Below are 21590 nucleotides of genomic sequence, written 5' to 3'. Positions count from 1 at the left end.
ATGCCTGCTTCTGTTTATTTGAGCGCACGACGGCGACGCACAGCGCCCATACCGAGAAGCGCCGCGCCGAGCAAGGCGACGGTCCCTGGCTCAGGAATGCCAATACTTCCGCCTGTGATGCTCAGGCGGACCACCATGTCGTCATGATTGTCGTCGTCCCCCGCACCTCCGTCGTCCAGGAACAACCAGGCAATGGTCCCGCTACCAGCCGTGGAAAGATCGCCATTGTTGTCCAGCCCTCCAAGGCCTGCCGTGCTGGTCAATGAAACGAAGAAGTTCGGTGTGGCGCCCAGCGAGTTGTCGGGGTTGGAGCCATTGTCTGCAATGCCAGGCAGGCCGGATATGAAACCGAAGTCCAGCAGGCCTGAAGCCACGTTGTTGACGACGCAAGTCTGCAGGGGATTTCCCAAAGCGTTGAACGTGGTGCCTCCGCCATGGTTGAAGCTGCAAGCGCCTCCGAAGCCCGAGAATGAATTTCGGAATCCCGCTTCGGCACCAAAATAGTCAACCGTGATCTGCAAAGGGCCGCCGCTCAAGTAGAGCTGCGCGCCGTACCAGCCTTCCACCGGTCCGACTGCGCCCCCGCCAAAGTTGGTGCTGAGGAACTCGTTCACGGCCCCGTCGGGAATACTGCCAAAGGTGAGGGCCGCATGACTGGACGTCGCCGCCAACCCCGCCAACGCAACCGCACAGGCCGCGACTGATTTTTTCAGAAGTGTCATAGCGTTCTCCTTAGAAGTTGCGGTCCGGGACTGGACCGGTTCGGCTTGACGCGTGACAAACAGCACATTCCTTGCCAGCTTCAAAAAGCGCAGAAAAAACAAACACTTGTGCGCAATTGAATTGTCGATCAGCTTTTTGAGGCACGGGCCTTGTCAAGAAACCCGACACGTTTGACCGCCTGCTTCGCGTAAACTCCACCCCCTCGCGGGTGTAGTTCAATGGCAGAACGGCAGCTTCCCAAGCTTCATACGAGGGTTCGATTCCCTTCACCCGCTCCATGTAAACAAAAAGGCCCCATTCGGGGCCTTTTTGTTGGTTGGGCTGGCTTTCAGCGGCAGTCAAGCCATGAAAGATTTTCCGACACCGAGCAGCGTGAGCACACCGAGCATCACAAAGATAAGGGCAGCTATGGCGTGCACCAGCTTGATAGGCACCTGGCGCGTGATGGCATCGCCAAAGAACACCACCGGCGCGTTGGCCAGCATCATGCCGGCGGTGGTGCCCAGCACCACGGCGTAGAGAGGTTCGTACTGGGCTCCCAGAGCCACGGTGGCAATCTGTGTCTTGTCGCCCATCTCGGCCAGAAAGAAAGCCCAGGTGGTGATGAAGAACACACCCATCCGACGCTGGGGCACGGCGTTGTCGTCGTCGAGCTTGTCGGGGATCAGCATCCACAGCGCCATGGCGATGAAGGACACGCCCAAGACCCAGCGCATCACGTCGGGCCCGACCGCGGCCATGATCCAGGCGCCTGCCAGGCCGGCCAGGGCGTGGTTGAGCAAGGTGGCGGCGAGGATGCCCCAGACGATGGGCCAGGGGCGTTTGAAACGCGCGGCCAGCACGAGGGCCAGCAATTGCGTCTTGTCGCCCATTTCGGCGAGGGCGACGATGCCCGTGGAGATGAGGAAAGCTTCCAAAAGGGGATCTTGTTGCTGACAAAGAAAACGCCCGCTCGTGGCGGGCGTTGGGCTGCCGGAATTCTAGCCGTCAGAGCAGCGTGGGTCCGGTCTTGGACTGGATGAACTCGCGCGTGACGCCCGGGGCCAGTTCCACGAGCTTCAGGCCTTGCGGTGTCACGTCCATCACGCCGAGGTCGGTGATGATGCGGTTGACCACGCCCACGCCGGTGAGTGGCAAGGTGCACTGGTCAAGGATCTTCAGGTCTTCGGTGCCGTCTTTCTTCTTGGCCACGTGCTCCATGAGGATGATCACGCGCTTGACGCCCGCCACCAGGTCCATGGCACCGCCCATGCCCTTGACCATCTTGCCGGGGATCATCCAGTTGGCCAGGTCGCCCTTGGCGCTCACCTGCATGGCGCCCAGGATGCTCAGGTTGATCTTGCCGCCGCGGATCATGGCGAAGCTGTCGTGGCTGCCGAAGATGCTGGAGCCGGCGATGGTGGTCACGGTCTGTTTGCCGGCGTTGATGAGGTCGGCGTCCACCTCGTCCTCGGTGGGAAACGGGCCGATGCCCAGCATGCCGTTCTCGCTCTGCAGCCACACCTCTTTGTCGGCGGGCACGAAGTTGGCCACCAGCGTGGGAATGCCGATGCCCAGGTTCACGTAAAAACCGTCTTCGAGTTCGTGGGCTGCGCGCGCAGCCATCTGGTCTTGGTTCCAGGGCATATCAGACTCCCGCCTTGTCGGTGATGGTTCGTTTTTCGATGCGCTTCTCGGGCGTGGCGTTGAGCACCAGGCGGTGCACATAGATGCCGGGCAGGTGAACCTGGTCGGGGGCGATGGCGCCCTTCTCCACGATCTCCTCGACCTCGACCACGCAGATCTTGCCGGCCATGGCCACCGCGGGGTTGAAGTTGCGCGCGGTGAAGCGGAACTGCAGGTTGCCCGAGGTGTCGGCACGCCAGGCTTTCACCAACGAGACGTCGGGCACGAGTGCGCGCTCCATCACATAGGTTTCGCCATCGAACTCGCGCAGTTCCTTGCCTTCGGCCACCATGGTGCCCACGCCGGTTTTGGTGAAGAAAGCCGGAATGCCGGCGCCGCCGGCGCGCAGCTTCTCGGCCAGCGTGCCCTGCGGCGTGAACTCGAGCTGCAGTTCACCGGCGAGGTACTGGCGCTCGAACTCCTTGTTCTCGCCCACATAGCTTGAAATCATCTTGGTGATCTGCCGCGTTTCCAGCAGCTTGCCCAGGCCAAAGCCGTCCACGCCCGCGTTGTTCGAGATCACGGTGAGGTTCTTCTTGCCGCTGTCGCGCAGCGCGTCGATGAGGGCTTCGGGAATGCCGCAGAGCCCGAAGCCGCCCACGGCGAACAACTGGCCGTCGGCGACGATGTCTTTGAGCGCGTCGGCCGCGCTCGGGAAAATCTTGTTCACGTTGCTGTCTCCTGGGTTGAAGCAAGGGAGCCGGTACGATACTACGTAACGGCATACGTAGTAACTCGTAAAGCAAAACCCTCACCCCATGGACATCGACTACCGCCTTGCATTTGACCTGGCGCCCGTGGGCCTGGCGCTCTCCCGTGAACGAACCATGGTCGATTGCAACGAGGTGCTGTGCGAGATGTTCGGCGCAACGCGAGAGCAGCTCGTGGGTCAGAGCTTTCAGATTCTCTACCCCAGTGCCGACGAGTACGAGCGCCTGGGCGCACGCATGGCGCCGCTGCTGGGCAAGGGCGGCACCTACGCGGACGACCGCATCATGAAACGTGTGGGTGGCCGCCTGAAAGACGAGACTTTCTGGTGCCATGTGACCGGGCGCGCCTTGAGCCGCGAAACGCCGCACGCCGCCGGCATCTGGAGCTTTGAGGACCTCAGCTCACGCCGCACCGTGAAAGCCGACCTCACGCCGCGCGAGCGCGAGGTGGCGGCCCACCTCATGAGCGGCCTGACCAGCAAGGAGATCGGCAAGGCCCTTGAGATCAGCCACCGCACGGTGGAGATCTACCGGGCGAGGCTGATGCGCAAGTACGGCGCGCACAGCACGCCGGACCTCGTACATCGCCTCCTCGCCGGGTGACACTCATTGTGGTTGGAACCCACTGTCCTGGATGATCTTCGCCCAGACCTTGCCATAAGCCTGTTCGCGCGCACCCAGCTGCTCGCCGGTCATGAAACCCACGCTCAGGCCCATGGCGGTGAGCTTGTCGCGCACATCGGGCTGGGCAATGGCCTTCTGCACCGCCTGCGCGATGCGGTCCAGCGTGGCCTTGGGTGTGCCGGCCGGGGCGAACAGCCCGTAGTACGGCACGTCTTCAAAGCCCTTGAGGCCGAGTTCGGCAAAGGTGGGCACCTCGGGCATGGCTGCCTGGCGCTGGGTGCCCATGACGGCCACCACGCGCAGCTTGCCGGCCTTGTGGTTTTCAATGAAGTCGGGAATGGAGGCCACACCGGCCGGGATCTGGTTGCCCAGCATGTCGGCCATCATGGGTGCACTGCCACGGTAGGGTGCGGCCACCAGGTCCAGGCCGTTCTGCTTCGCGATCACCTGCACCAGGAACTGCGGCACCGAGGCCGGCGCGGGAATGCCCACCGTGCCTTTGCCGCCGGCGGCCTTCACACCGTCCACATAGGCCTTGAAGCCGGTGGCGGGCGTGCCGCCGGACACCGCGAACGCGTTCACAAAGGTGGCGAATCCGGCCACCGGCACGAAGTCCTTGGCCGGCTCGTAGCCCGGGGCCTTCATCACCATGGGCAGGATGGTGATGCTGTGGTCGTGGCTCAGGAACAGGGTGTTGCCATCAGCCACCGAGGCCTTGAGCGCCTGTGCAGCGATCTGCCCACCCGCGCCGGGTTTGTTCTCCACGATGACGGCATGACCCAGCTCTTCCTTGAGCCTTTCGCCCAGGATGCGCGCGATCGCGTCGGTGCCGCCACCGGGCGGGAAGCCCACGAGGATGCGGGTGGTGGTCTGCGCCTGGGCCAGGCCCAGGGTGCACACAAGGCCCGCAGCGAGCAAGGCGCGACGGACCGGGGATGGGCGTGAAAGTGTCATGTCAAGGCTCCGGGGAGGATGAAAAATCCGATCGTAGCGGCAGCCCTCAGGGCTGCTCGGCGTCGACCACGCTGGCCGCTGTGCGGAAGGCCTCCACCGCCGTGGGCACGCCGCAGTACACAGCCACCTGCAGCAGCACCTCTTGCAGCTCGGCCGGTGTGGCGCCGTTGTTGAGCGCACCGCGCACGTGCCCTTTGAGCTCGTGCTGCTTGCCCAGCGCGGCCAGCATGGTCACGGTGATCAGGCTGCGTGTCTTCAGGTCCAGCGTGCCGCGCTGCCACACGTCGCCCCAGGCCTTGCGCGTGATGTGCTGCTGGATCGGCTCGGTGAACGGGGTCATGTTGGCGAACGCATGGGCCACGAAGGCCTCGCCCATGACCTGCTTGCGCATGGCAAGTCCGCGTTCGAATTCGGGGTCGTTGTTGTCTTGCATGGTGTGATCCGGAGGATGAGAAAGGAAGTCGCGTCAACGATACCGCAAGGCCGTGGCGGCCGGTACCATGCGTTGCACCCAACGCCACTTGCACCCAACGGAGACCGACATGAACCGCTACCCCGCCCCCGACATCAACGACCTGCCCGAAGACATCAAGGCCAAGGTGCTCGAAGTTCAGGCCAAGGCCGGTTTTGTGCCCAACGTGTTTCTGGCGCTCGCCCGCCGCCCCGCCGAGTGGCGCGCGTTCTTCGCGTACCACGACGCGCTGATGCTCAAGGAAGAAGGATCGCTGACCAAGGGCGACCGCGAAATGATCGTAACCACCACGAGTGCAGCCAACCACTGCCTCTACTGCGTGGTGGCGCACGGCGCCATCCTGCGCATCTACGAGAAGAAGCCCTTGGTGGCCGATCAGGTGGCGGTGAATCACCACAAGGCGGACATATCGCCGCGCCAGAAAGCCATGCTCGATTTCGCGATGAAGGTCTGCCTGAATTCACACGAGGTCAACGACGACGACTTCGCGCCGCTGCACGCCCACGGTTTTTCCGACGAAGACATCTGGGACATCGCCGCCATCACCGCGTTCTTCGGCCTGTCCAACCGCATGGCCAGCTTCAGCAACATGCAGCCCAACCCGGAGTTTTATGTGATGGGGCGGGTGCCGAAGGCCAAGCCCGCCTGAACTCAGTCCTGCAGGCGCAACCTCAGCCTGTCGGGAATCGGCGCCGACTTCTGCTTCGGAAAATCAACCCACACGGTGGTCGCGCCGCCCGAGGCGTACACCGTCCCGGGGTCGTCGCTGCGCGTCAAGGTGCACCAGGTCTCGAAGCTGCTGCGCCCCACATCGCTGGCAAACATGGTGGCGATCACGTCGCCGGGAAACTCCAGCTGCTTGTGGAAGGTGCAGAAGGCATTGACGATCACCGGGCCCTCGCCCTGCGGGTCGGGTTGGCAGCCGATGCTGCGCATCCACTCGATACGGATCGTCTCGAGGTATCTGAAATAGGTGGTGTTGTTCACATGCCCCATCGCATCCATGTCGCCCCAGCGGATGGGGATGGTCATGCAGAACACTTCTTTCTTCTGCGCGGGCAACTCGAACTTCATCGGTGGGCCTTGATGGAAGCAATGATGCCGAGGACGAACAACGCGCACGCGGCCCACTGCAAGGCAGCAGGCCAGGCGCCGTCCCAGGCGAAGCTGTAGACGAGTCCGAACACGGTCTCGCTCACGATGAGTTGGCCTGCCAGACTGGCGCTGAGCCGGCGGCTGGCCATGTTCCACAGCACCGAGGCCACCCAGGCTGCGCCGATGCCAGTGACCACACATACCGCCACAAAGGTGCCGAAGCCCGGGCGCGACACCAGCGTGGCCAGATCGGTGCCGGCCACCGCCCAGATGGCCAGCGCCCCCACTCCCGCGGCAAGACCGAGCCAATTGGCCCAGACCGTGGAATTGACTTCGGGGTGTCTGGCCAGCCAGCGGGCATTGAGCAGGCCAAACGCGGTCCAAGACAGCATGGCGAGCACCGCGTAAAGAATGCCGAGCCACAGGTTCGTGCCCACGCTTCCGTCCTGCCCGTGCGCCGTCACCTGCATCATCAGCGCCATGCCCGCCACCGTGAGCAACACGCCTGGCACCAACGACCGCCAGCGCAAACCTTTGGGTTTGCCCAACAACATGATCCACAACGGAATGGTGCCGATGATCAGCACCGGCAGCGCCGCGCCCGCGGCCTGGATGGCCAGCACCAGCAGCAGGTAGTAACCGGTGTAGCCCAGCAGGCTGAGCCAGAGCGCCGCGCCCGCCTGGGCCAGCGTGGGGCGTTGCGTGTCACCCCGAAGGGCGGCCCATAGCAACAAAACTACCGACAGCAAACCACACGAGAGGTAGCGCCCCACGGTGAGGTCGATCGAGCTGAAACCGGGTGCAATCAGGGGCGCGATGAAGGTCGTGCCCCAGAACGCGCCGGCACCCAGGCCCGCGAAGATGCCGGTGACCATGCCCGGCGGCCAGCCCGAAGGCCGGCCCAGCACCGCAGTGGTCATTCAGGCTCCGAAACCGTCGTCGGCGGCGATCACCGCGCCGTTGATGAAATGGCTCTCGTTCGAGCACAGCATCACCAGCACCGCGTCCAGATCGGTCGGCACACCCACCCGCTTGCGCGGCAACATGCCGATGAGCTTCTGGCCCTGTTCGGTCTGCCAGTGGTGGTGGTTGATCTCGGTGTCGATGTAGCCCGGGCAGATCGCGTTCACGTTGATGCCGTACTTGCCCCACTCCACCGCCATGGCCTTGGTCATCTGCACCACCGCCGCCTTGCTCATGCAGTACACGCCGATCTGCGGCAGCACCTTCAGGCCGGCCATGGACGCGATGTTGACGATGCGCCCACCCACATAGGTACCGGGCGCCGCACCCTTGGCACGAGCCAGCATGCGCTTGCCCACCTCTTGCGCCACGAAAAAAGCACCCTTGGTGTTGGTGTTGAAGATGAAGTCGTAGTCTTCCTCGCTCACGTCCTGCAGACGCTGCGTGGTGCTCACGCCGGAATTGTTGACGAGGATGTCGATCGCGCCGACCTCCGTTTCGGCGTGTGCCACCGCGGCCTTGATGGAGGCCTGGTCGGTCACGTCCATGGCCACCACGTGGGCGTCGCCGCCTTCGGCTTCGATGTGTGCGCGCAGGGCCATGAGGCGGTCGGTGCGGCGGCTGGCGAGCACCACGGCCGCGCCGGCTTTGGCCAGGGTTTTGGCGAACTGTTCGCCCAGCCCGCCCGATGCCCCGGTGATCAAGGCCACGCGGCCCGACAAGTCCATGCTGTATGCCACGATGCAAGTCCTCAGTAGAAATTAGTACGACCGTTCGATTTTTTGCGGGTGCCGCATAAAATGCTGTCTGTCGAGTGACACGCAAGGCACACTCTGCGCCTTCTTGAAAATCATTATCAGCGAGACCCCCCGATGACCCACGATGAATTGCTGGCCCAGTTCGGCCCCCGCGAAGCCATGGAATACGACGTGGTCGTGGTCGGTGGCGGCCCCGCAGGCCTGTCCACCGCCATCCGCCTCAAGCAGCTGGCCACCGAGAAGGGCAGCGAGATCAATGTGTGTGTGCTGGAAAAAGGCTCTGAGCCCGGCGCGCACATTCTGAGTGGCGCGGTGATGGACCCGATCGCCATCACCGAACTGTTCCCCGACTGGAAAGAACGTGGCGCCCCGTTGCACCAGCCCGTGACGGGCGATGACTTGCTGGTGCTCACCGAGACCGGCGCCACCCGCACGCCCGACTGGCTGATGCCGCGCAACTTCCACAACGACGGTTGTTATGTGATCAGCCTGGGCGCGGTCACCAAGTGGCTGGGCGAGCAGGCCGAAGCCCTGGGTGTGGAAATCTTCCCGGGCTTCACCGCGGCCGAAGTGCTCTACAACGAGGACGGCTCCGTCAAGGGTGTGGCCACCGGCCACCTGGGCCTGGGCAAGGACGGCGAGCCCACCGGCCACTTCCAGCTCGGCATGGAGCTGCACGCCAAGTACACCGTGTTTGCCGAAGGCGCGCGCGGTCACCTGGGCAAACAGCTCATCGCCAAATACAAGCTCACCGAGGGCAAGGACGCGCAGACGTTTGCCATCGGCATCAAGGAGCTGTGGGAAATCCCGGCCGAGAAGGCCAAGCCCGGCCTGGTGGTGCACACCGCCGGCTGGCCCATGGACGCCGACACCTTCGGCGGTGGTTTCCTCTACCACCTCGAAGGCAACAAGGTCACGCTGGGCCTGGTGGTCGGCCTGGACTACCAGAACCCCTGGATGTCGCCGTTCGAAGAAATGCAGCGCTGGAAAACGCACCCCAGCATCCTCGCGCACATCGAAGGCGGCAAGCGCCTGGGCTACGGCGCGCGCGCGCTGAACAACGGCACGCCACAGGCCCTGCCCAAGCTGGTGTTTCCGGGTGGCGCCATGGTGGGCTGCAACGCCGGCTTTCTGAACGCCGCGCGCATCAAGGGCAGCCACGCGGCCATCAAGAGCGGCATGCTCTGCGCCGAAGCCGCGTTTGAAGCGGTGACCGCCGGCCGCCAGAGCGACGAGCTTTCCGGATTCACCGAGCGCTTCGAGAAAAGCTGGCTGCATGAGGAGCTCTGGACCTACCGCAACTTCAAGAACTGGTTCAAGAAGAGCCCGTTGCTGGGCAAGCTCATGACCGGTGTGGAGCACTGGTTCCTGCCCAAGGTGGGCGTGAAGACGCCGCCCTGGACGCTGCACAACACCACACCCGACCACCTGAAGCTGCGCCCGGCCGACGAGATGCCGAAGATCACGTACCCCAAGCCCGACGGCAAGATCACCTTCGACAAGCTCTCCAGCGTGTTCGTGTCCAACACCAACCACGAAGAGAACCAGCCGGCCCACCTCACGCTCAAGAACAACAGCGTGCCGGTGCAGATCAACCTGGCCAAGTACGCCGGCCCCGAGAGCCGCTACTGCCCGGCAGGCGTCTACGAGTACGTGAAGAACGACGACAACACCGACCGCCTGCAGATCAACGCGCAGAACTGCGTGCACTGCAAGACCTGCGACATCAAGGATCCGACGCAGAACATCGTGTGGGTCACGCCCGAGGGGGGCGGTGGACCGAACTACGCGGGCATGTGAGCGAAGTCACGGCCTTCCGGGATTCCTTCGACAAGCCGCCTCCGGGCGGCTTTTTCACGTCTGTGTTTCACCGCGTCGTCACATGGCCTGACCACAGTGCGGGCTTCTGCCATCACACGCTGCCACACCATGCTGAACAAGACCGACAAAGGCCGCGCCGAGCTGCAACCCGGCCAACGCACGCTGGGCCAGCGCGAGCGCGCCGTGCTGCTGGTGGCGGACGGTCGCAAGGCCACGGCCTCGCTGCAGGCGCTCTTTGGAGGCCTGGGCGCCGGGATCGTGCGCGAGTTGCTGGCCCAGGGCTACATCGTTGACGAGGCCCCACCTGCGCCTGCAACGCCATCACCGCAGGAACCGGCGGGCACCAAAGCCTCGGTTGACGCCTTTTCGGGACCGCGTTCACTGGCCAGCGCACGCATGTTTTTGTTCGACATCAGCGAGCGCATGTTCGCTCCACGCCACAAGGAGATGGCTGCGCAGTTCCGGGACGCGTTGCGCGAAGCGCGTGACGCGGCTGCCATGCTGGCGGTGAGCCGCGACATGCTCATGGCCATCGAGGGCATGGCGGGCGCGGCACGGGCCGACGCGATCAGCGAACGCCTGGCCAAGCTGCTGCCCGAATCCACCCTGGAAAGCACCTGAGCAACCCTTTTCAGGATGCCGTCGGCTACACTCGGCCGGGTCAGGAGAGCGCCGCCCCCGAGGTGGCCGCCGAAGGCGCAGGAGGTCACCCATGTGGCCCTGAACGCTCAGGCAAAAGGACTGGCAAACACGGGTCGCGAGGCCGGTGTACCCCCCTGGAGAGAGATCGCTCATCGAGGCGATCCACCGAAGGAGCAAACGCGGCATCGCCCGCGTGAATCTCTCAGGTAAAGCGGACAGTGGGGCAGCGCACGGATGAACCGTGTTCCGCCCCCTTGGGGCCTGCCCCTTTTGCCTGCGAGCCCTCCGTGTCCGACACCGATCTCCTCAAGACCCCGTTGCACGCCCTGCACACCGAACTCGGCGCCCGCATGGTGCCGTTTGCCGGCTACAGCATGCCGGTGCAGTACCCCGCCGGCCTGATGGCTGAACACCACCACACCCGCGCAGCCGCCGGCCTGTTCGATGTCTCGCACATGGGCCAGCTGAGGCTGGTGGGCGCGGATGCTGCCGCGGCCTTCGAGTCGCTGATGCCGGTGGACGTGATCGATCTGGCCGTGGGCAAGCAGCGCTACGGCCTGCTGCTCAACGACGTCGGCGGCATCATCGACGACCTGATGTTCGTGAACCGGGGCACCGACCTCTTCGTGATCGTCAACGGTGCCTGCAAACACGGCGACCTGGCCCACATCATCGAGCGCATCGGCAGCCGCTGCACCGTCGAGCCCCAGTTCGATCGCGGCCTGCTTGCCCTGCAAGGCCCACAAGCTGTGACGGCGCTTCAGCGGCTCGTGCCCGGCGTGGACAAGCTGGTCTTCATGACCGGCGGCGCCTTCAACTGGCAAGGCGCCGACCTCTTCATCACCCGCAGCGGCTACACCGGCGAAGACGGCTTCGAGATCTCGGTGCCGGCTGCGAGCGCCGAGGCCTTCGCCCGCGCCCTGCTGGCCGAGCCCGAGGTGAAACCGGTGGGTCTGGGCGCCCGCAACTCGCTGCGCCTGGAAGCCGGCCTGTGCCTCTACGGCAACGACATCGACACCACCACCACGCCGGTGGAAGCCGCGCTCAACTGGGCGATGCAGAAAGTGCGTCGCACCGGTGGCGCGCGAGCGGGCGGCTTTCCGGGTGCGGCGCGTGTGCTCGCGCAGCTCGATGGCACCGAGCCGTTGCAACGCAAGCGTGTCGGTTTGATCGCGCTCGAACGTGTTCCCGTGCGTGACCACACCGCGCTGCAAACCCCCGGCGGCGAGACCATCGGCGAAGTCACCAGCGGCCTGCTCGGCCCCAGCGCCGACAAGCCCGTGGCCATGGGCTATGTGAGCCCCGCACACGCGGCCTTGGGCACGCGCCTGCACGCCATGGTGCGCGGCAAGCCGGTGCCCATGGAAGTCAGCGCCATGCCCTTTGTGCCCAACCGCTACTTCCGCGGTTGAATCCCTGTCCCTCTTCTTTTTTCAGGAGCTTTCCCATGACCACCAAGTACACCGAAGACCACGAATGGATCAGCGTTGACGGCGACATCGCCACCGTCGGCATCACCGTGCATGCGCAGGACGCGCTGGGCGACGTGGTGTTTGTCGACCTGCCCGAGGTGGGCAAGAGCTTTGCGCAGAAGGACGTGGCCGGCGTTGTCGAGTCCGTCAAGGCCGCGGCCGACGTGTACATGCCCGTGAGCGGTGAAGTGACCGAGGTCAACGAAGCCCTGCGCGCCGACCCCTCGCTGGCCAACAGCGACCCGCTCAAGAGCGGCTGGTTCTTCAAGGTCAAGCTGTCCGACCCGGCACAGGTCGACGCCCTGCTCGACGAGACCGCCTACGCCGCCTTCTCATCCAACGCCTGAACCATTCCGCCGGAGCCTTTCCATGCTGATGCCGTCTGTCAAACCCCTGGATGAACTCGAGAACCCGTCCGAGTTCGTGGCCCGCCACATCGGCATCGGCGAAGCCGACGAAGCGCTGATGCTCTCGGTCATCGGCGAGGCCTCGCGCCGCGCGCTGATCGACGGCATCGTGCCGCGCAGCATCGCGCGCAGCCAGGGCATGCAGCTGCCACCGGCCATCACCGAAGCCGCCGCACTGGTCGAGCTGAAGGCGATTGCCGAGCAGAACCAGCTGCTCAAGAGCTTCATCGGGCAGGGTTACCACGGCACCCACACACCGGGCGTGATCCTGCGCAACGTGCTGGAGAACCCCGCCTGGTACACCGCCTACACGCCCTACCAGGCCGAGATCTCGCAGGGGCGCATGGAAGCGCTGATCAACTTCCAGACCATGGTGTGCGACCTCACCGGCATGGCGATTGCCAACGCCTCCATGCTCGACGAAGCGACCGCCGCCGCCGAGGCGATGACGCTGGCCAAACGCTCCGTGAAAAGCAAGGGCAACACCATCGTGGTGGCGGGCGACTGCCACCCGCAAACCATCGAGGTGGTGCAGACGCGTGCCGCGCCGCTGGGCATCCAGGTGCTGGTGGCCAACTCGGCCGCCGAGTGGAACGCAGCGCTGGCCGACGACGGCTACTTTGCCGTGCTCGCGCAGTACCCGAGCACCAGCGGCCGCATTGAAGACCTGGCCGCCGATGTGAAGACGGTGCAAGGCAAAGGCGCAGCCTTCATCGCCGCCGCCGATTTGCTGGCGCTCACCCTCATCACGCCGCCGGGCGAATGGGGCGCCGACATCGTGGTGGGCACCACCCAGCGCTTCGGCATGCCCATGGGCGCGGGCGGACCCCACGCTGCCTTCATGGCCTGCCGCGACGAGTTCAAGCGCTCGCTGCCCGGCCGTCTGGTCGGTGTGAGCGTGGACGCCCACGGCAACCCCACCTACCGCCTTGCGCTGCAAACGCGCGAGCAGCACATCCGCCGCGAAAAGGCCACGTCCAACATCTGCACGGCGCAGGTGCTGCCGGCGGTGGTGGCCAGCATGTACGCCGTGTACCACGGACCCGCGGGACTCAAGCGCATTGCGCAGCGCGTGGCCGCCTACACGGCGGTGCTGGCACAGGGCCTGGAGCAACTGGGCTGGACGCCCACCAGCGAGAGCGCCTTCGACACGCTCACCTTCAAGGCCGGTGACCGCGCCGCCACGCTGCTGCAGCGCGCGGTGGACGCCGGCATGAACCTTCGCCTGAGCTGGGGCGAGTACGTGGGCATCACGCTGGACGAGACCACCACGCGCGAAGACATCGAAAAACTGTGGGGCGTGTTCGCGCTGCACGGCCAGAGCCTGCCCGGTTTTGCCGAATTCGAAAAAGGCATCGAGCCGCGCATTCCCACCGAGCTGCGCCGCACCAGCGCCTACCTCACGCACCCGGTGTTCCACAGCCACCATTCCGAGACCGGCATGCTGCGCTACATCCGCGCGCTCTCCGACAAGGACCTGGCGCTGGACCGCAGCATGATCCCGCTGGGCTCTTGCACCATGAAGCTCAACGCCACCAGCGAGATGATTCCCATCACCTGGCCGGGCTTTGCCAACGTGCACCCGTTCGCGCCCGCCAGCCAGTCGCTCGGCTACAAGAAACTCGACGAACAGCTGCGCGCCTGGCTCTGCCAGGCCACGGGCTACGCCGGCATCAGCCTGCAGCCCAACGCCGGCTCGCAGGGCGAATACGCCGGCCTGCTGGTGATTCAGGCGTACCACGCCTCGCGCGGCGAACACCACCGCAACATCTGCCTGATCCCCAGCAGCGCGCACGGCACCAACCCGGCCAGCGCGCAGATGGTGGGCATGCAGGTCGTGGTCACCAAGTGCGACGAGAACGGCAACGTGGACATGGCCGACCTGCAGGCCAAGTGCGAACAGCACAGCGCCAACCTGGCGGCGGTGATGATCACCTACCCCAGCACGCACGGCGTGTTCGAGACCACGGTCAAGGAACTCTGCGCGCTGGTGCACCGGCACGGCGGGCGCGTGTACGTGGACGGCGCCAACATGAACGCGCTGGTCGGCGTGGCCGCGCCCGGCGAGTTCGGCGGCGACGTGAGCCACCTCAACCTGCACAAGACCTTCTGCATTCCCCACGGCGGTGGCGGCCCGGGCGTGGGCCCGGTGTGCGTGGTCGAAGACCTCGTGCCCTTCCTGCCCGGGCATGCCACGGGCGGCCTGCCGGTGAACGGCGTGGGCGCCATCTCGGCGGCTCCGCTGGGCAACGCGGCCGTGCTGCCGATCAGCTGGATGTACATCCGCATGATGGGCGCCGACGGCCTGAAGCACGCGACCGAAGCGGCCATCCTCGCGGCCAACTACATCAGCAAGCGCCTCGCACCCCACTACCCCACGCTCTACGCCAGCGCCAACGGGCATGTGGCGCATGAATGCATCCTGGACCTGCGCCACTTCAAGGACACCAGTGGCGTGATGGCCGAGGACGTGGCCAAGCGCCTGATGGACTACGGTTTCCACGCGCCCACGCTGTCCTTCCCGGTGGCCAACACGCTGATGGTGGAACCCACGGAGAGCGAGACGCTGGAGGAGCTGGACCGCTTCATCGACGCGATGATCGCGATCCGCGAAGAGATCCGCCTCGTGGAAGCCGGCGCCTGGCCGCAGGACGACAACCCGCTGAAGAACGCGCCGCACACGGCGGCGAGCCTCATGACGGCCGACTGGTCACACCCCTATGCGCGCGACGTGGGTGCGGCGAGCACCTCGACCCGGGCGCACGCCAAGTACTGGCCGCCGGTGGGGCGTGTGGACAACGTGTATGGGGATCGCAACCTGTTCTGCAGTTGCGTGCCCCTGTCTGAATACCCGGTCTGATTTCCGGGTCCTCGCCCGCCCATCGGGTGGGTGAGGTCGGCTGGAGCGGTCCCAAGCCTCACAATCGGGAACCCCCCGAAGCGACACCATGACCACCCCAGCCCTGCGCGTGCTGAGCCTCATCCCCCCGATGACGCAGCTCAACACGCCCTACCCCTCCACCGCCTACATCACCGGCTTCCTGCGCTCGCGCGGGGTCGACGCGGTGCAGGCCGATCTGGCGCTGGCGCTGGTGCTCAAGCTGTTTTCACCGGCCGGGCTGGAGTCCGTGCGCAGCCACGCACTGGCGCAACCTGAAGCCCAGCGTACAGCCAGCGTGCACGCCTTCCTCGACCAGTTTGCCCGCTACCGCGCCACCATCGGCCTCGTGATCGCCTTTCTGCAAGGCCGAGACTCGACCCTGGCGCACCGCATCGCCGCGCGCGAGCTGCTCCCCGAAGGCCCGCGCTTTGCCGCGCTGGAGGTCTACGTGGACGCCGCGCTCAGCGAAGAAGGCGGCGACCCGCTGGCCTGGGCCTTTGGCGCGCTGGGCGTGCAGGACAAGGCGCGCCACATCGCCACGCTCTACCTCAACGACCTCGCCGACGTGCTGCGCGACGCGGTCGACGAACGTTTTGCCTTCGTGCGCTATGCCGAGTCATTGGCCAGCAGCCAGCCCACCTTCGAGCCCATGGCCGCCGCACTTGCCGCGCCGTTCACGCTGGTCGACGAGATCCTGCACACGCTCACGCTGGCCACCTTGTCGCAGCACAAGCCCGACCTCGTGCTGCTCTCCGTGCCCTTCCCCGGCGCGCTGTACGCCGCGCTGCGCATCGCACAGACCATCAAGGCGCAGAACCCGCACATCACGATTGCGCTGGGCGGCGGCTTCGTCAACACCGAGCTGCGCGAACTGGCCGAGCCGCGGGTGTTCGACTTTGTGGATTTCGTGACGCTGGATTCGGGCGAGCGGCCCTTGCTGGCGCTCATGGAGTACCTGCAGCGCAAGCGGTCGAAGCAGCGCCTGGTGAGGACCTTCGTTCGGGAGAGCCCTCACCCCGGCCCTCTCCCAGAGGGAGAGGGAGTGGATGCGGAAGCCGTGGTTCGCTACATCAACTTCGTCGAGCCCGAAGTGCCGTTTGAAGAGGTCGGCACCCCCACCTGGGACGGCCTGCCGCTGGAGCGCTACCTGAGCCTGCTCGACATGCTCAACCCCATGCACCGGCTCTGGAGCGACGGGCGCTGGAACAAGCTCACCGTGGCGCACGGCTGCTACTGGAAGAAGTGCAGCTTCTGCGACGTGAGCCTGGACTACATCAGCCGCTACGAAACCGCATCAGCTGCCACACTCGCCGACCGCATCGAAGCCATCGTGAACGAGACCGGCCAGACCGGCTTCCACTTCGTGGACGAAGCAGCACCGCCCAAGGCCTTGAAAGCGCTGGCCGACGAACTCATCCGCCGCCAGTTGCCCATCTCCTGGTGGGGCAACATCCGGTTTGAAAAAACCTTCACGCCCGAGCTCTGCCAGTTGCTCGCCGACAGCGGCTGCATCGCCATGAGCGGCGGGCTCGAAGTGGCCTCCGACCGGCTGCTCACGCTCATGAAAAAGGGCGTGACGGTCGAACAGGTGGCGCGCGTCACCAAAGGGTTCTCGGACGCCGGCATTCTGGTGCACGCCTACCTCATGTACGGCTTTCCCACGCAGACGGTGCAGGACACGGTGGACGCGCTCGAATACGTGCGCCAGCTGTTCGAAAACGGCTGCATCCAGAGCGGCTTCTTCCACCGCTTCTCGTGCACCGTGCACTCACCCGTGGGCCTGGATCCGGCCGCCTACGGCATCGAGCTGATCCCGCTGCCGCCGGTCACGTTCGCCAAGAACGACATCGGCTTCATCGACCCCAGCGGCGTGGACCACGACGCACTGGGTGTGGGCCTGCGCAAGGCGATCTACAACTACATGCACGGCATCGGACTGGACGAAGACGTGCGCGCCTGGTTCAGCCACTTGCCGGGCAAGGTGCCCAAGCCCACCGTGGGCAGAAACCGCATCGCCAAGGCGCTCACCCAGCCCGCCTGATGAGCCTTCACTCCCTCTCCCTGCAGGAGAGGGCGGGGGTGAGGGCTCCCCGCCCCATCAAACCATTTCCGAAGCAATCTGCCTCAGCGCCTGCTCGAACACCGCCGCCGGCTGGCCGCCCGAGATCAGGTGCCGGTCGTTGACGATCACCGCCGGCACCGAGTGGATGCCCACGCTGGTGTAGAAGCCCTCGCGCTCACGCACCGCCTGCGCAAACTCGTCGCTCGCCAGAATGGCTTGCGCACGGACCTCGTCCAGCCCCACCTCGCGCACGCAAGCCATCAACACGGCGTGGTCACCCATGGCCTCCGAGCGTGTGTGGCAGGCCGCGAGCAGGGCTTTCTTCAGCGCGTGTTGTTGTCCCGGTGCGCCTTCATGTTCGGCCCAGTGCAGCAGGCGGTGCGCATCGAAGGTGTTCCAGATGCGGCCGCGGCCCTCCGGGTTGAAGACAAAACCCACCTCGGCGCCACGCGCGCGGATGGTGTCGCGGATCTGCACCTGCTGCGCTGCGGTGGAGCCGTACTTCTGCGTCAAGTGCTCGCCGATGTCCTGGCCTTCGGCAGGCATCTTCGGGTTGAGTTCAAATGGCTGAAAGTGCAGCTCGGCCGACACCTCGCCCTGCAACTTGCCCAGCGCTTCTTCGAGCGCGCCCAGCCCGACGGCGCACCAGGGGCAGGACACGTCGGACACAAAATCGATCTTGAGGGATGTGGTCATGGCAGCGATGTTAGGCCGTGCCCCTTGACCGCAAAAGGCGCAGGGGCTTGCGCCACAATCGCCGCTCATCCTTCGGCGCACCCCACACCACCGCAAACCCATGACCGACCGCTACGCCGTTCTCGGCAACCCCATTGGCCACAGCAAGTCGCCCCTGATCCACAGCCTTTTCGCACAGGCCACCGGGCAGGACATCGGCTACACCGCCATCGAAACACCGCTGGACGGTTTCGTTGAGACCGTGCTGGGCTTTCGCGCCGGTGGCGGCCGCGGGCTCAACGTGAGCCTGCCCTTCAAGCTGCAGGCGTTTGAAATCGCCACCGAGCCCAGCGAGCGCGCCCGGCTGGCGGGTGCGGCCAACTGCCTCAGGTTCGAAGGCGACCGGATCCTGGCCGACAACTTCGACGGCGTGGGTCTGGTCAACGACCTGCAGCGCAACCTGGGCTGCCCGCTGGCTGGCAAACGGGTGCTGCTGCTGGGTGCGGGCGGTGCCACGCGCGGTGCGCTGCTGCCGATCGCGGCCGAAGGACCCGCACTCATGGCGGTGGCCAACCGCACAGCCGACAAGGCCCACGCGCTCAAGCGCGACTTTGCGGCACACGCCCAACTGCAGTCGGGCGGCTACGACGACCTCCAAGGCCAGAGTTTCGATGTGGTGATCAACGCCACCTCCACCGGTCTCACGCAGGAAGCGCTGCCTTTGCCCGAGGGTCTGTTCGCGCCGGGTGCCATCGCCTACGAGATGGTCTACGGCAAGGGCCTCACGCCTTTCCTGAAGCAAGCCCAGGCCGCCGGCGCGAGCCGGGTGGCCGACGGCGTGGGCATGCTGGTCGAGCAGGCCGCCGAGGCCTTTGCCTGGTGGCGCGGTGTGCGGCCCGACACCTCGGCGGTGATTCAGCAGCTCACGGTGCCGCTGGTTTGAGCACCGCGACCATCACGCGGCCAGAGGCCATGCGGCTGCGCTGAACGGCCACCAGCAACAGCAAGGCCAGCGCCATGAGCGCCAGCGTGCCCGGCACGGGAACGCCATAAACAGCCAGCGCGGCTTCGCCGATCAGGCGGTGGGCATACGCGGAAGGGTGCAGGGCATCCGAGAACAGCGAGGTGGCGCAGCTCGCACCCTGGCTGCCGGCGAAACCGCCGCAAGGAAAGGCCACGTTGGTCACGCCGAATTCATCCGGATGGAGGCGAACGTCTGCGGCGATCGCCGCCATGTCGAGCAGTTCGACATTGACACCGGCATAGGCCGACAGCAGCAAGGGCACCAACGCATTGAAACGGTTGGTGGCGTCGGTGGACGCTGCCTGCAGATTCAAAAAGGCCGCTTCCGGCGTGGCACCCAGGTCGGGCAACGTGGAAATGAGCACGTTGCGGGCACCGGAGGCCGCGAGATAGCCGATGGTGGTGGCCAGGTTGTTGAACGCGGCGAGCGCTGCGGCTTGGCGGGCAGTCGCGTCGAGCGCCGGGTCCCCGGTGGAGATCAGGCGTGCATCCCGCATGTCGTTGCCGCCGCCCACCACCACATACAGGGCGTTGGGGTCGGCCACAAAACTGGCGCCCCAAATGCCGACTGCCTGCGCAAGCACACCCGGTGGGCTGCCAGCAGCGCCAGTGCGGGCACCGGCGAACGCGAAATTATTGCCCCCCACCGAATACGGGTTGGCCTGGCCCGCCAGCCCCAGCCCGGCGGCGAAAGTCTCCACCCACAGCGGGCCATCGGAGTACCGCCCGGACGCATAGGGCTGCGCCGTACCGGGCAATGCACCCCCGGTCGCGATGCTGAGGTTGCCGGTGTCCGACAAGCTGTCACCGAAAAAGAAAACGCTGCTGAACGGCCCTGCGTGTGCCGCCATCGATGCAGCGGCCAACGTGGGTAGCAGCGCGGCGCGCAAGAAAGACCGGATGCGCTGAAAGCTCATGGAAATGTCTCCTGGGATCTTGTTGGAATGTGCCGCGGTCGCGGCCTGTCTGCGTGAAGCCCGGCGAAACTCGCCGAACCCGCCGCGCCATTTGCAAGATTCACACCGAGTCCAGGAAAGCCCAATGAATCATCGGTCTGACACGTGACCACGGCCACGGCAGGGCGCGCCTGTCAAAGTGACCGACATGGGGCAAACCCTCGACGCACAGTCCAGCGGGGCGCGCCCTGCCACCTATACTTTCCACGCCCCCCCCAGCCAAACACGCCACCATGCAGACCTTGCTCATCCTCAACGGCCCCAACCTCAACCTGCTCGGCACACGCGAGCCCGAGCTCTACGGCGCGACCACGCTGGCCGATGTGGAAAAAGAATGCATGGCCCATGGGCAGCGCCTGGGCTTTGCCGTTGAATGTTTTCAGAGCAACCACGAAGGTGCGCTGATCGACAAGGTCCAGGACGCGGGCCGTCGTTTCAAGGCCGGTGAACTCGCTGGCGTGGTGTTCAACGCCGGCGCATTCACCCACACCTCGGTGGCCTTGTTCGACGCCATCAGCGGCGTCAAACCGCTGCCGGTGATCGAGGTGCACATCTCCAACGTGCATGCCCGCGAGGCCTTCCGCCACCACTCCTACCTGTCGCCGGCCGCCGCCGGCATCGTGGTGGGCTTCGGCACCGACGGCTACCGGCTGGCCATCGAAGGCCTGGCGCGCAAGGCCTTAGCCGCCTGATCGACCCTCGAGTCCTGCCCGCGACAGCTGGCGAAGCGGTCCTCCCTTCACCGCACCGCACAATCGATCGGTGAAAACCCGCCACTTCGCCCAGCTCGTGGGCCTGTCCGCGCTCTGGGGCGCGTCCTTCCTGTTCATCCGCATCGCCAGCCCCGTGATCGGGCCCATGGTGTTGGCCGGTTGCCGCGTGGCGCTGGCCGGACTCACGCTGGCCTTCATCATGCGAGGCCTCAAGCAAGGCTGGCCGTGGGAACACTGGCGCGAGCTCTTGCTGCTGGGCGCGCTGTCGGTGGCCGCGCCCTTCCTGCTCTACGCCTGGGCAGCGCTGCGCCTGCCGGCCGGCTACAGCGCCCTGCTCAACACCACGGCGGTGTTGTTCGGCACGCTGGCGTCTGCGTGGTTCAAGGAAGACACGCTCACCGCGCGCAAGCTGCTGGGCTGCCTGTGCGGTTTCATCGGTGTGGGCCTCATCGTGCGGCTGGGTCCAGTGCAACCCGACGCGGGCACCATCGCGGCGGCACTGGCCTGCATCCTCGCGGCCGCCTGCTACGGCTGCTCCACACCGCTCATGAAGCGCGCCACCACCCGCATGCAGCCACTGGCCATTGCCGCCGGCATCCACCTCGGGGCCATGGTGCTGGTGTTCCCCGGTGCGCTCTGGGCCTGGCCCGAGGCGCGGTTCACGCCGGCCGCACTCGGTGCCCTGTTCGTCATGGGGGTGGTCACCTCGGGCCTGGCCTACTGGGCACACCTGCGCATCATTCGCCATGTGACGCCGGTGGCGGCCATGAGCCCGGCCTTCCTCATTCCTGTTTTCGGTGTGACCTGGGGCCACCTGTTTCTGGGCGAGGCCTTGTCGCCCGGCATCTTTGCCGGCGGCGCGCTGGTGCTGCTGGCCACGGCGCTGGTCACGGGGTTCAATCCGTTGCGCCGCGGTGGTGTGCAAGACCCGGTGCCCTGAGCGCGGTACGCAGGTTATGCCGCCTGCGACCCTA

Annotated in this window: 22 protein-coding genes, 1 tRNA gene and 2 riboswitches; of the genes, 12 read left to right on the top strand and 11 right to left on the bottom strand. The window is 65.7% G+C overall.

Going from position 1 to position 21590, the window contains the following annotated elements; translation table 11 throughout:
* Nucleotides 1-14: 14 nt before the first annotated feature.
* Nucleotides 15-722: a PEP-CTERM sorting domain-containing protein gene (locus BSY239_RS05870; protein ID WP_156775421.1), complete on the bottom strand. Its 708-nt coding sequence runs from the start codon at nucleotides 720-722 to the stop codon at nucleotides 15-17.
* Nucleotides 723-927: 205 nt separating this feature from the next.
* Here BSY239_RS05870 and BSY239_RS05865 point away from each other — a divergent pair.
* Nucleotides 928-1001 (top strand) — tRNA-Gly (locus BSY239_RS05865).
* A 60-nt stretch (nucleotides 1002-1061) separates the two neighbouring features.
* On the opposite strand, the gene BSY239_RS05860 is transcribed toward BSY239_RS05865, so the two are convergent.
* The 3 genes from BSY239_RS05860 to BSY239_RS05850 form a co-directional block, all read right to left on the bottom strand.
* Nucleotides 1062-1640, bottom strand: coding sequence for a TMEM165/GDT1 family protein (locus BSY239_RS05860; protein ID WP_069046023.1), 579 nt, complete (start codon nucleotides 1638-1640; stop codon nucleotides 1062-1064).
* A gap of 70 nt (nucleotides 1641-1710) precedes the next feature.
* Nucleotides 1711-2349, bottom strand: a complete 639-nt coding sequence (locus tag BSY239_RS05855) for a 3-oxoacid CoA-transferase subunit B (RefSeq protein WP_069046022.1) — start codon at nucleotides 2347-2349, stop codon at nucleotides 1711-1713.
* 1 nt (nucleotide 2350) lies between these two features.
* Nucleotides 2351-3058, bottom strand: coding sequence for a CoA transferase subunit A (locus BSY239_RS05850; RefSeq protein ID WP_069046021.1), 708 nt, complete (start codon nucleotides 3056-3058; stop codon nucleotides 2351-2353).
* Between the two features lie 88 nt (nucleotides 3059-3146).
* Between BSY239_RS05850 and BSY239_RS05845 the strand changes: the two genes are divergently transcribed.
* Nucleotides 3147-3701 carry a PAS and helix-turn-helix domain-containing protein gene (locus BSY239_RS05845; RefSeq protein ID WP_069046020.1) on the top strand — a complete coding sequence of 185 codons (555 nt, stop codon included), beginning with the start codon at nucleotides 3147-3149 and terminating at the stop codon, nucleotides 3699-3701.
* A 3-nt stretch (nucleotides 3702-3704) separates the two neighbouring features.
* Here the strand turns inward: BSY239_RS05845 and BSY239_RS05840 are convergent, their stop codons facing one another.
* Both BSY239_RS05840 and BSY239_RS05835 read right to left on the bottom strand, forming a co-directional pair.
* A complete protein-coding gene (locus BSY239_RS05840; protein WP_069046019.1) occupies nucleotides 3705-4676 on the bottom strand; it encodes a Bug family tripartite tricarboxylate transporter substrate binding protein in 972 nt (323 codons plus the stop codon).
* A gap of 46 nt (nucleotides 4677-4722) precedes the next feature.
* Nucleotides 4723-5109, bottom strand: coding sequence for a carboxymuconolactone decarboxylase family protein (locus BSY239_RS05835; protein ID WP_069046018.1), 387 nt, complete (start codon nucleotides 5107-5109; stop codon nucleotides 4723-4725).
* A 109-nt stretch (nucleotides 5110-5218) separates the two neighbouring features.
* On the opposite strand from BSY239_RS05835, the gene BSY239_RS05830 reads away from it, so the two are divergent.
* The gene (locus BSY239_RS05830; protein ID WP_069046017.1) at nucleotides 5219-5797 is read left to right on the top strand and encodes a peroxidase-related enzyme; all 579 of its coding nucleotides are present in this window, start codon (nucleotides 5219-5221) and stop codon (nucleotides 5795-5797) included.
* A 2-nt stretch (nucleotides 5798-5799) separates the two neighbouring features.
* Here BSY239_RS05830 and BSY239_RS05825 read toward each other — a convergent pair whose 3' ends face one another.
* From BSY239_RS05825 to BSY239_RS05815, 3 genes are read right to left on the bottom strand one after another with little or no spacing between them, the layout of a single operon-like run.
* Nucleotides 5800-6222: an acyl-CoA thioesterase gene (locus BSY239_RS05825; RefSeq protein ID WP_069046016.1), complete on the bottom strand. Its 423-nt coding sequence runs from the start codon at nucleotides 6220-6222 to the stop codon at nucleotides 5800-5802.
* Nucleotides 6219-7163, bottom strand: coding sequence for a DMT family transporter (locus BSY239_RS05820; protein ID WP_236944139.1), 945 nt, complete (start codon nucleotides 7161-7163; stop codon nucleotides 6219-6221). The genes BSY239_RS05825 and BSY239_RS05820 overlap by 4 nt, the downstream gene beginning before the upstream one ends.
* Nucleotides 7164-7946, bottom strand: a complete 783-nt coding sequence (locus BSY239_RS05815; protein WP_069046015.1) for an SDR family oxidoreductase — start codon at nucleotides 7944-7946, stop codon at nucleotides 7164-7166.
* 132 nt (nucleotides 7947-8078) lie between these two features.
* On the opposite strand from BSY239_RS05815, the gene BSY239_RS05810 reads away from it, so the two are divergent.
* The 6 genes from BSY239_RS05810 (at nucleotide 8079) to BSY239_RS05785 (ending at nucleotide 17228) form a co-directional block, all read left to right on the top strand.
* The gene (locus BSY239_RS05810) at nucleotides 8079-9764 is read left to right on the top strand and encodes an electron transfer flavoprotein-ubiquinone oxidoreductase (RefSeq protein WP_069046014.1); all 1686 of its coding nucleotides are present in this window, start codon (nucleotides 8079-8081) and stop codon (nucleotides 9762-9764) included.
* Between the two features lie 129 nt (nucleotides 9765-9893).
* Nucleotides 9894-10406, top strand: a complete 513-nt coding sequence (locus tag BSY239_RS05805) for a hypothetical protein (RefSeq protein WP_069046013.1) — start codon at nucleotides 9894-9896, stop codon at nucleotides 10404-10406.
* 31 nt (nucleotides 10407-10437) lie between these two features.
* Nucleotides 10438-10539, top strand: a riboswitch (glycine riboswitch).
* Between the two features lie 12 nt (nucleotides 10540-10551).
* A riboswitch (glycine riboswitch) is annotated at nucleotides 10552-10656 on the top strand.
* A gap of 58 nt (nucleotides 10657-10714) precedes the next feature.
* Nucleotides 10715-11839 carry a glycine cleavage system aminomethyltransferase GcvT gene (gene gcvT / locus BSY239_RS05800; protein WP_156775420.1) on the top strand — a complete coding sequence of 375 codons (1125 nt, stop codon included), beginning with the start codon at nucleotides 10715-10717 and terminating at the stop codon, nucleotides 11837-11839.
* 35 nt (nucleotides 11840-11874) lie between these two features.
* Complete coding sequence (gene gcvH, locus BSY239_RS05795) at nucleotides 11875-12246, top strand: glycine cleavage system protein GcvH (RefSeq protein WP_069046011.1); 372 nt, start codon at nucleotides 11875-11877, stop codon at nucleotides 12244-12246.
* A 22-nt stretch (nucleotides 12247-12268) separates the two neighbouring features.
* Nucleotides 12269-15166, top strand: a complete 2898-nt coding sequence (gcvP, locus tag BSY239_RS05790) for an aminomethyl-transferring glycine dehydrogenase (RefSeq protein WP_069046010.1) — start codon at nucleotides 12269-12271, stop codon at nucleotides 15164-15166.
* 88 nt (nucleotides 15167-15254) lie between these two features.
* A complete protein-coding gene (locus BSY239_RS05785; protein ID WP_069046009.1) occupies nucleotides 15255-17228 on the top strand; it encodes a B12-binding domain-containing radical SAM protein in 1974 nt (657 codons plus the stop codon).
* Nucleotides 17229-17285: 57 nt separating this feature from the next.
* Here the strand turns inward: BSY239_RS05785 and BSY239_RS05780 are convergent, their stop codons facing one another.
* Complete coding sequence (locus tag BSY239_RS05780) at nucleotides 17286-17945, bottom strand: DsbA family oxidoreductase (RefSeq protein WP_069046008.1); 660 nt, start codon at nucleotides 17943-17945, stop codon at nucleotides 17286-17288.
* 100 nt (nucleotides 17946-18045) lie between these two features.
* On the opposite strand from BSY239_RS05780, the gene aroE reads away from it, so the two are divergent.
* On the top strand, nucleotides 18046-18867 hold the full coding sequence (gene aroE / locus BSY239_RS05775; protein WP_069046007.1) for a shikimate dehydrogenase: 822 nt from the start codon (nucleotides 18046-18048) through the stop codon (nucleotides 18865-18867).
* Here aroE and BSY239_RS05770 read toward each other — a convergent pair.
* Entirely contained in the window at nucleotides 18848-19864 is a 1017-nt protein-coding gene (locus BSY239_RS05770; RefSeq protein ID WP_069046006.1) for an SGNH/GDSL hydrolase family protein, read from the bottom strand. The genes aroE and BSY239_RS05770 overlap by 20 nt on opposite strands.
* 272 nt (nucleotides 19865-20136) lie before the next feature.
* Between BSY239_RS05770 and aroQ the strand changes: the two genes are divergently transcribed.
* Together aroQ and BSY239_RS05760 are read left to right on the top strand one after the other, a co-directional pair.
* On the top strand, nucleotides 20137-20595 hold the full coding sequence (aroQ, locus tag BSY239_RS05765; protein WP_069046005.1) for a type II 3-dehydroquinate dehydratase: 459 nt from the start codon (nucleotides 20137-20139) through the stop codon (nucleotides 20593-20595).
* A 70-nt stretch (nucleotides 20596-20665) separates the two neighbouring features.
* On the top strand, nucleotides 20666-21556 hold the full coding sequence (locus BSY239_RS05760; protein WP_069046004.1) for a DMT family transporter: 891 nt from the start codon (nucleotides 20666-20668) through the stop codon (nucleotides 21554-21556).
* The last annotated feature ends 34 nt before the right edge of the window (nucleotides 21557-21590 follow it).

It is taken from the genome of Hydrogenophaga sp. RAC07, assembly GCF_001713375.1.
Lineage (GTDB): Bacteria > Pseudomonadota > Gammaproteobacteria > Burkholderiales > Burkholderiaceae_C > Hydrogenophaga.
This window is presented reverse-complemented; position numbering and strand designations above follow the sequence as displayed.